The organism is Cypionkella sp. TWP1-2-1b2 (assembly GCF_049896245.1).
GTDB lineage: Bacteria > Pseudomonadota > Alphaproteobacteria > Rhodobacterales > Rhodobacteraceae > Cypionkella.
Genome location: NZ_JAFCTX010000075.1, coordinates 1 through 7,426 on the forward strand (window position 1 = coordinate 1; position 7,426 = coordinate 7,426).

The 7,426-nt window shown below is 58.9% G+C and carries 9 protein-coding genes and 4 pseudogenes; 2 read left to right on the forward strand and 11 right to left on the reverse strand.

Annotation, left to right across the window (positions count from 1 at the left end; genetic code table 11):
* The 7 genes and pseudogenes from ACP7AP_RS23640 to ACP7AP_RS23670 all read right to left on the reverse strand — a co-directional run.
* A pseudogene (locus ACP7AP_RS23640) lies at positions 1-303 on the reverse strand (sugar-binding transcriptional regulator); the annotation flags it as partial.
* Between the two features lie 69 nt (positions 304-372).
* Complete coding sequence (locus ACP7AP_RS23645) at positions 373-633, reverse strand: hypothetical protein (protein WP_426038327.1); 261 nt, start codon at positions 631-633, stop codon at positions 373-375.
* A gap of 37 nt (positions 634-670) precedes the next feature.
* Positions 671-970 (reverse strand): annotated as a pseudogene (locus ACP7AP_RS23650) (PfkB family carbohydrate kinase); the annotation flags it as partial.
* A gap of 39 nt (positions 971-1,009) precedes the next feature.
* Positions 1,010-1,606 carry a hypothetical protein gene (locus ACP7AP_RS23655; protein ID WP_426038311.1) on the reverse strand — a complete coding sequence of 199 codons (597 nt, stop codon included), beginning with the start codon at positions 1,604-1,606 and terminating at the stop codon, positions 1,010-1,012.
* Positions 1,607-2,154: 548 nt separating this feature from the next.
* Positions 2,155-2,307 (reverse strand): annotated as a pseudogene (locus ACP7AP_RS23660) (hypothetical protein); the annotation flags it as partial.
* A gap of 273 nt (positions 2,308-2,580) precedes the next feature.
* Entirely contained in the window at positions 2,581-2,964 is a 384-nt protein-coding gene (locus ACP7AP_RS23665; protein WP_426038313.1) for a transposase, read from the reverse strand.
* Between the two features lie 195 nt (positions 2,965-3,159).
* The gene (locus tag ACP7AP_RS23670; protein ID WP_426038315.1) at positions 3,160-3,474 is read right to left on the reverse strand and encodes a hypothetical protein; all 315 of its coding nucleotides are present in this window, start codon (positions 3,472-3,474) and stop codon (positions 3,160-3,162) included.
* 108 nt (positions 3,475-3,582) lie between these two features.
* Between ACP7AP_RS23670 and ACP7AP_RS23675 the strand changes: the two are divergent.
* Positions 3,583-4,096 (forward strand): annotated as a pseudogene (locus ACP7AP_RS23675) (IS3-like element ISMamg1 family transposase); the annotation flags it as partial.
* Positions 4,097-4,263: 167 nt separating this feature from the next.
* Complete coding sequence (locus ACP7AP_RS23680; protein WP_426038317.1) at positions 4,264-4,404, forward strand: hypothetical protein; 141 nt, start codon at positions 4,264-4,266, stop codon at positions 4,402-4,404.
* A gap of 79 nt (positions 4,405-4,483) precedes the next feature.
* On the opposite strand, the gene ACP7AP_RS23685 is transcribed toward ACP7AP_RS23680, so the two are convergent.
* Genes ACP7AP_RS23685 through ACP7AP_RS23700 form a run of 4 tightly spaced genes read right to left on the reverse strand, consistent with a single transcriptional unit; the run spans position 4,484 to position 7,282 of the window.
* Entirely contained in the window at positions 4,484-5,119 is a 636-nt protein-coding gene (locus tag ACP7AP_RS23685) for a hypothetical protein (protein ID WP_426038319.1), read from the reverse strand.
* An 18-nt stretch (positions 5,120-5,137) separates the two neighbouring features.
* Positions 5,138-6,151, reverse strand: coding sequence for an ABC transporter permease (locus ACP7AP_RS23690; protein ID WP_426038321.1), 1,014 nt, complete (start codon positions 6,149-6,151; stop codon positions 5,138-5,140).
* Positions 6,144-7,088 carry an ABC transporter permease gene (locus tag ACP7AP_RS23695; RefSeq protein ID WP_426038323.1) on the reverse strand — a complete coding sequence of 315 codons (945 nt, stop codon included), beginning with the start codon at positions 7,086-7,088 and terminating at the stop codon, positions 6,144-6,146. The genes ACP7AP_RS23690 and ACP7AP_RS23695 overlap by 8 nt, the downstream gene beginning before the upstream one ends.
* Positions 7,088-7,282 carry a hypothetical protein gene (locus ACP7AP_RS23700; RefSeq protein ID WP_426038325.1) on the reverse strand — a complete coding sequence of 65 codons (195 nt, stop codon included), beginning with the start codon at positions 7,280-7,282 and terminating at the stop codon, positions 7,088-7,090. Before ACP7AP_RS23700 ends, ACP7AP_RS23695 begins: the two co-directional genes overlap by 1 nt.
* Positions 7,283-7,426 lie beyond the last annotated feature (144 nt).

The following is a 7,426-nucleotide window of genomic DNA, read 5'->3' on the forward strand; positions in this document are numbered from 1 at the left end:
CGCGCCAACCTCTGCCCCGATGATGTGGCGCAGTTGGTTTTCATCCTGAGGGGTGGGTACAACGATGGCTTGTGTCAGCCCCCAGCGCTCCTCAAGCGCGCGTTCCAGTTCGACACAACTTGACAGGCGGGTTGTGACGCGGATTTGAACCGTTCCATCGAGCCGTGCCGCAGACAGAATTCGCAGAACGCGTGACCTGTTCATGCCGACCTTGTTGGCCACTTCGTCCTGGGTCAACCCCTCGACATAGTAAAGCCAGGCAATCCTGGTCTTTAAATCCTCGCTGATATCGGGTGTAAACACGGTGGTCAGGGCCTCTGCTTGGGTACTTTGGAACGGAATGTGGTCATTCCGTCCCAAAGTCCAGAATTATCAGTTTGACCGGCGGCGCAAGAGATCGACCAGCACGGCAACCAAAACCACAGCACCGATGATCACTCTTTGCCAGAAACCAGAGACGTTCATCAGCACAGTTCCGTTGGACAGCACTGCTAGCAGCAATGCGCCCATCACCGTGCCCACGATCGAGCCCTGCCCACCGCGCAGCGAAGTGCCACCGAGGATCGCCGCGGTCGAGCCACATTCGGTGCCATTGTCGCTGACTATTCGCCAAACCGGTTTCTTCGGACACAATCGCAATGTCCGACAACTGCACCCCAGCCTCACTCAACGGCGCCAGGGCTTTTTGGGCATGCGGGTCCGAGCCTGTGGCCCCAAAAATGGCGACCTCTGCCCCCGCCCGCCTTGCCGCCCCCGCCTGATTTGCGCGCTTGCCACCGGCGTAATACTGTCGACCAATCGCGTGGACGGTTTCGTCTGCCACTGGCAGCCTTTCGACCTCAAAGCTGCTGCCGATGTTGATGGACCCCAGAACAACAATCGTGCCGTGACCGTGCTGACCGCAAGTGTTGCGCAAGAGGTCGCAGGTGCAGGCATAACCGTCCATTGCGTTTGGCTTTACGCTGCTCATGCAGCCTGACTAACGGACTGGATTCGCAGAGTGAATCCTTCATCGTATGTGCGCAACAAAGCCCAGTTCGGGCATTCCTCCTGATCTGCTCCAATTTTTGCGCCCATGCTTTTGCAGCGGCGTATCGTGGCGCCCAGTTGCATCAGGCCCGAGACAATGGCCCAAGCGCCGAAGACGGCGATCACCCAGTTCATGTTGTCCTGCAACGCCAGGATGACGACGCTTGTCGTGATAACACTGACGGCTAACCGCATCTGCAACGGTCGCATTGGTCATGGTGCTCTCGGGCTGAAGATCCCACCCATAGCTGCCCTCGCCGGCACCTTTCATGGCTTCGGGGAAGATCAGCACTTCCAGAGCGCCATTACCACCTGCGCTGGTTGGAAGCGACGCGATGCCGACATAGTCGCCGGCCTTGATGTCGGTGATTGCAGCAGTTGCAACGCTGGAAACCATCCAACCATCGGCCAGAGCCAGATTGAGCGTTTCGCCTTCGCGTGTTTTCACTGTCAGGGCGTCAGTGCTGAAGCTGACGATTTCGCCGCGGACGTTCGCAGGCTCTGCCTGTGCGATTTGCACGAATGCTATTGTACCAAAAGTTGCGACAAACGCGACCAATCCGAGTTTCTGAAACATGATATTTCCTTCATTACCTATTGATAGGCAGTTTCTGAGCGCGATATGGGTGACTTTCGCGGTGCACTCGTCCCGCGCAAGCCAAGCAAAGGCATTGATTCTGCCTATCTATCAGATGGTAGGTAAAATTCGCAAAGACAATCCACGCTATCGAAGGGCGGCAACCGTCGGCGGATAAATGCGCAAGTTGCGCACCGAGCGCCGAATACTTGTAAGCCTTTCAATCAGAGGGGTCGTGACAAGGCTGAACTTCTTTTCGTCTCTACAGGCGCGCGCTGACAACATGGCACCGTGACGGTCGCCATGAACCCCTCGGCCTCGGGTCGGGCGGTGCCGGACAGAAGAATACTAGCCTTTTGCGCCCTTTCTTCCAGAATAGAGGCATGGCACTCAGACAGTAGCCGAAAGTAGGCTCGCACCTCTTCGACAACCTCTGGCGGTAAAACGGGAATCTGGCTTGCAAGCAAGGCGGATACGCAAAAGGACGTCGTCGGATCACCGATACACGCGCCCAGTGATCGACATAAATGCGCAGCTGATCCACAGGGTCAGGATGGTGGCGACCAACTTCGGCGCGCCCGCTTTCCGTCTGCGCACGGGTGGCGCGCCACCAACTTTTGGACAAGGGCGGCCTTGCTTGGAAAATGGTGATGGGTGCTGGCCTTGCGAATGCCAACGACGTCCGAGATGTCGGCATAGCTAAAGCCATTGTATCAGCCAGCAACGATAAGCGCGCGGGCGCTGCGGATGATGTCATTAAGGGTGGATGCAAGATTGCTGAATATTTACCCTCTAGTAGGGTGATCTTCGACTGATTTGTGAAGTTCCTTCGCGGCATCGCGAACAAGCAACGCCTCTATGCCGACGAGCAGCGGCTTTGCCGTGTCGATCCAAATCCAATGCGTTCAGCCAGCGGCCCAAAACATGGCTTTCGCGGTTCAGGTGCAGAAAGCAGGATCACGCCCCTTGGATGATCAGGCGGCGCACATATCCGTTTTCGCGCTTAATGATCCCAAGCAAGGTCTGCTTTCCTGCGGTCGAATGTTCTGCGGGCACAGGCCCAGCCTAGTCGCCATATCGCGTGCTTTGCGGAATTGGCGGCCATCTGCCGCCGCCGCCACAAGCGCTGTTGCGCCCAAGGCGCCGATCCCAGGGATGGTCAGCAATCTGCGGATCGTCTCGTCTTCGTTGGTGATCGCGTCGATCCTGGCGCTCAGGGCTTTGACCCGGTTCTCGATATAAGCAAGCTCATCTGGCAGAGCGTTCAACAGCCCTGGCCTGTTCTGGGTCAGATCATTCTCCAGATTGCCCAAGTGACGTCGGATATCAGCCTGAAAGCCGCCAGCCCCAACCGGCATGGACAACCCATATTTGATACACAAAGCCCGCGCCTGTTTCATCAGCCCAGTGTGCTCACCTACAAGCCGGTCGCGGATTGGGTGGAGCGCCTGCAGATCAACTTGCTTCGGGGTGCGCACTTCGAAAATCGCATGGTCGGCCTGGTCACGCGGCCGCGTCGACCGTGTCGGTCTTGTTCGACGTCATATAAGGCTTCACGAATCGAGCCGGGGTATGCGGGCGCCATGCCCCTTCTCGATCAGCTTTCTGGCAAACCATTGTGATCCGGGGCAAGCTTTCATGGCGATCAAGGCTTTGGCCGCCGGATCGCAGAACGACTGAAGCGTCTTACGCGCAAACTTGGCACGCTGGATCACAGCACCTTCAGGGTTGACGGCCACGACGCGAAATACGCTTTTGCCGATGTTAAGCCCATAGACGAAGGCTTCAGACAGAGTTTGGGTCGCATCCTTCCTTTTGGGTTGCGATGCAGTAATACTGACGCCGAGGTGCGGGGCGGACCATCCCATGAGCGACGCGGCCTCATGTGAAGCGGGATGCGGGGGCGCTCGTCGTGGCAGTTCACGGGGGCGTAGCCTATCAGAAAACGATCAGGGTGATCGTTTTGCGGCGAAACGCGTCGGGCGTGCGAGGTGGTGGCGGTGGATCGGTCGGGTATGCGTTATCGCAGCACCCGTCCTGACGATGCGGCTGAGCGGGCAGCCATGAAGGCTGTTGCCGCCAAGCGGCGATTTGGCTATCCGTTGCCCGGCAGGCTATTGCGGTGCAATCGCCGAGAGGCGGCGCATCCATATCATGCTGGAACGGCAGAGGGCTTCGGATGAATCTCAAGAAGTTGCGCAGGCTCTGCCGGGAAGAGAAGCTGCGGGTTCGCAAGCGTGGCGGGCGCAAAAGAGTTTTTGGAACGAGGCACCCGATGGTTCTGCCGAGAGCCGCAAATCAACGCTGGAGCCTCGACTTCATCAGTGACGCCTTTACCGATGGCCGTCGGTTTCGGGTTCTGGCGGACGTAGATGCCTTCACACGCGAATGTCTGCGCTGATCGCGGATACGTTTCTGTCAGGCTGGAGGGTGGCAATGGAACTGGAGGCGATCATCGCACGACGTGGTCGTCCAAACACCGTAAGATCGCCGCAAAATCGCACGCCGACGCGAAGCCAAAGTCCTAGGCACAGAGATTGCCATGAGGCTTTTACGCCACCGATCCACAGTTTTCCGTGCGCTGGAGCGCAATCGCTTTTCAGACACGTAGGTTCGGTGCCTGTCGGGCTATTTACTACCCTGTGAACGCGCGAAGCATGACAGACGCACTCTGCGGCAACCTGCCCAATCTATTCCAGCACAGCGCGTTGCGGGATGTGGTGATCGACCGTCTGAAGGCACGTTGGACACCTTACATTTACATCGTTAAGCTTAAAGGGCGGTCTGCCGCATATTGAATTTCGCGGGGCCGCTTCCCGTGCGGACGATTTCTTAACAGCACTCGGTCAGATGTAGACGACGCTGCGGACCATGCCCTCAGTCCGCCGCTTCCGCACCGCCCTTATCCTTGGCGACATCGACGCTGACAGGAGCGAAGCCATCGGCCTTTAGAACGAATGTGATCGTCTTTGCCGCCTGGCTGGTGATGTAGATTGAGTTCGGGTTGGCGTGGGAATGTCCAGCCACTGCCCCGTCGTCGAAGTGAGTCCGTGCCTCCCCACCGGCGGGAACGCTAAGGCTGTCAAGCTTGCGAAAGGTGCCCTCGACCTTGCCCGTGTCGGCATCCGTGATGCTGTAGTAGATCGAGAAACTCGCCAGCGGCGCAGAACCCGAATTGGTCACCAGCAGTTCGAGGTGGTCGGTCGCGTCCTTCTTGGCGCCGTAGTCATAATTGTTTTCGACCGGCGCTTCCTTGATCGTGAAGGTGGCAGGCGCGCCCGTCATGTCAATCGGGTTTGCCGTGAAAGCGGGGTCGGCGTCTGCCAGATCGTTCTGACCGTCGCCATCGGTGTCCGCCACCACCGGATCTGTACCGAGCAGAACCTCCGACGTATCAGGCACGCCATCGCCATCTGTATCCGTCGTGGCGGTTTGCGAAAACCCCGGGCAGGCCAGCGTCAGGCCAAGGATGGAGACGAGCGCAAACGTCGAGATGTGGTTGTTGAGGATCATGGGTCAATTCCTTTGAAATCAGGCTTTTGCAAGCCTGTCGGGGTTGAGTGGAAGGGCCAGTGCCAGTGCCAGCGCGCCGAGTCCGAAGGCAGTGAGGAAAATCCAGATCAGATTGCCCAGCATTAGGGTCAGGATGGGGCCAAGCGGCATCCCGGCATAGGTCGCCTTGATACCCAGCACGGCGAAGGTGAATCGCTCAAAATGTTTGGTGACAGAGGCTTGTTCGATGCCGTCGCGCACCGTCTCGAAGGTGGCAAAACCCTTCATGATCTCGGTCTGGTCGGGTTTGGCGATGTTTAATTGCTTGAACACGCCCCCGGTCACCTGATTGTCGGGGTCCAGCGTGTCACCGATCTGCGGTGCCACCAGCACCAGCGTCAGCCAGATCGCAAAAGCCAGCAGCAAGGCATGGCTGGGTTGCTTCATATGCAGCGACAGGATGAAACTGACCAAGAAGAAACAGGCGGTATAAGCCACGGCCACACCCCAGACGATTGTGATGCGAGCCAAGTCATCCATGCCCAGACCGATGCCGGACAACAGGTGCAAGAGCAGCGTCAGCCCACCCAAAACCAGCGCAAGCCCGCCCGCCAGAAGACCGATTCCGGCCAAGGCCTTGCCCGCCACGAATTGCCACTGGCGCATCGGGCGCGTCAGCATCAGGGCCAGGGTTTGCCGTCCGCGTTCGCTGGCGGCCGAGCGGTAGCCGATCAGAATTGCGATTGCGGCACCGATGATCTCGATCTGCTCGATCGCACCACGCAACAGGCGCAGCGGGTAGAACTCCGGCGGCTTGATCGCATCGACAGATTTGCCAAGCGCCAGAAGCGTAGCCTTGGCCGCCTCGTAGGTGGCGACGTCGCTGCGCAACGCAATGGCACCCGTGACAAGGGCCACCAAGGCTGCGAGGCCCAGAAAGGCGGTGACGATCAGGATGAACCGGTCGCGCAGCGCATCACGGATATCCTTGGCGGCGATGGTGCGGACGGGGGTCGGGTTCAGACGGACCGGGTTCAGGGCTGCGTCAGACATTGTACTCGCCTTGCGTCATGGAAAGCCGGGTCAGTGCGCGCCAAGCGATTGCGCCAGCCACGCCAGTCGCGAGGACCAGAGTGATCACGGGCGGGATGAAAGACGGCGAAGCGATGCCCTGCGGCAAGTAGTCAAGCAGCCCCGCCGAGGCGAACTTGTAGGCATCGGCCAGCGAGAACGGTCCAAGGATATGTGCCGCCCAGTAGAAAAAGTTGGTGTCGAGCGGGGCGGCCAGCGCCGAAATCGGATTGATCGCAGCTGTCGGGTTCAGGTTTGCGGTCAGTTGAGGAAGGATGAAAGTCAGGCTCAGCCATAGGGTGACCGGCAGCAAAAGCCCCACGGTTTCCGAATTTGCACAAGCCCCCGCCGTAAGGCCGATCAGGCCAAAGAAGCCCATGTAAAGCGTGGTCACCGCCATGAACCCGGCAAGTTGCGCCCACTGCACCCCGGTCAGGGTTATGGCAGGCAGCAGCAGAAACGTCGCGACCGCCACCAAAGCCGCCACCGCTGCCAAGGTCAGGATCAACCCGGTCAGGGCTGCGATCTTGCCGCCCGCATAGGCATTGCGGCCAAGCGGACGACTGCCGATCAGTGGCAACACCCCCGCCTTGCGATCAAGGCCAATCAGGCGATTGCCGATCACGATAGCGGATAAGGCCCCGATCAGCGCCACATAGACCGACATGTTGCGCATCAGTGATAAGGGAGAGATGTCCAGAACCGGGTTCGTCGGCACTGGCTGGCCAGCCGCTTGCAGGAACGCGGCCGCGTCCAGATATATGCGATTGACCGTCGAGGTCGCGGACCAGCCGAGCCAAGCTGAAATCAGCACCAGTGCGACGAACATCCCCGACAATAGCGCCACCGTCCGTTCGCGCAGCACGAAGCATGCGGATTGGCGGGCGATCAGCCAGCCGGGAGAGGATGCACCTTCCATCATGCCACCTCGGCCAGACGACCCACGGGGGTCAGCGAAAGGTAAAGCTCCTCCAAAGCCGCATCGTCGCCATATCGGGCGGTCACGGCTTCAATCCGGTCGTGGTAGACCAGCTTGCCGTGGCTCAGCACCGCGATGCTGGTACAGGTCTTGGCAATCTCGGAAATCAGATGGGTGTTCATGAAGATGGTCATTCTGAATTCTGTGTTAAGGCGCAGAACTAGAGCAAGTCACCTTCAATCGGGACCATATCCTGCGGCTTTGAAGTAGTTTCTGCATTCCTGGCTATGGAATAGATCGCAGACTGCACCGACGGCGGTCCAGAGGGCTTGGTACGT

Excerpts from the sequence above, each read along its gene's own strand:
- ACP7AP_RS23680 (WP_426038317.1), top strand. The coding sequence starts at position 4,264 with ATGACAGACGCACTCTGCGGCAACCTGCCCAATCTATTCCAGCACAGC.
- ACP7AP_RS23685 (WP_426038319.1), bottom strand. The coding sequence starts at position 5,119 with ATGATCCTCAACAACCACATCTCGACGTTTGCGCTCGTCTCCATCCTT.
- ACP7AP_RS23665 (WP_426038313.1), bottom strand. The coding sequence starts at position 2,964 with ATGCCGGTTGGGGCTGGCGGCTTTCAGGCTGATATCCGACGTCACTTG.
- ACP7AP_RS23690 (WP_426038321.1), bottom strand. The coding sequence starts at position 6,151 with ATGTCTGACGCAGCCCTGAACCCGGTCCGTCTGAACCCGACCCCCGTC.
- ACP7AP_RS23700 (WP_426038325.1), bottom strand. The coding sequence starts at position 7,282 with ATGACCATCTTCATGAACACCCATCTGATTTCCGAGATTGCCAAGACC.
- ACP7AP_RS23655 (WP_426038311.1), bottom strand. The coding sequence starts at position 1,606 with ATGTTTCAGAAACTCGGATTGGTCGCGTTTGTCGCAACTTTTGGTACA.
- ACP7AP_RS23670 (WP_426038315.1), bottom strand. The coding sequence starts at position 3,474 with ATGGGATGGTCCGCCCCGCACCTCGGCGTCAGTATTACTGCATCGCAA.
- ACP7AP_RS23695 (WP_426038323.1), bottom strand. The coding sequence starts at position 7,088 with ATGGAAGGTGCATCCTCTCCCGGCTGGCTGATCGCCCGCCAATCCGCA.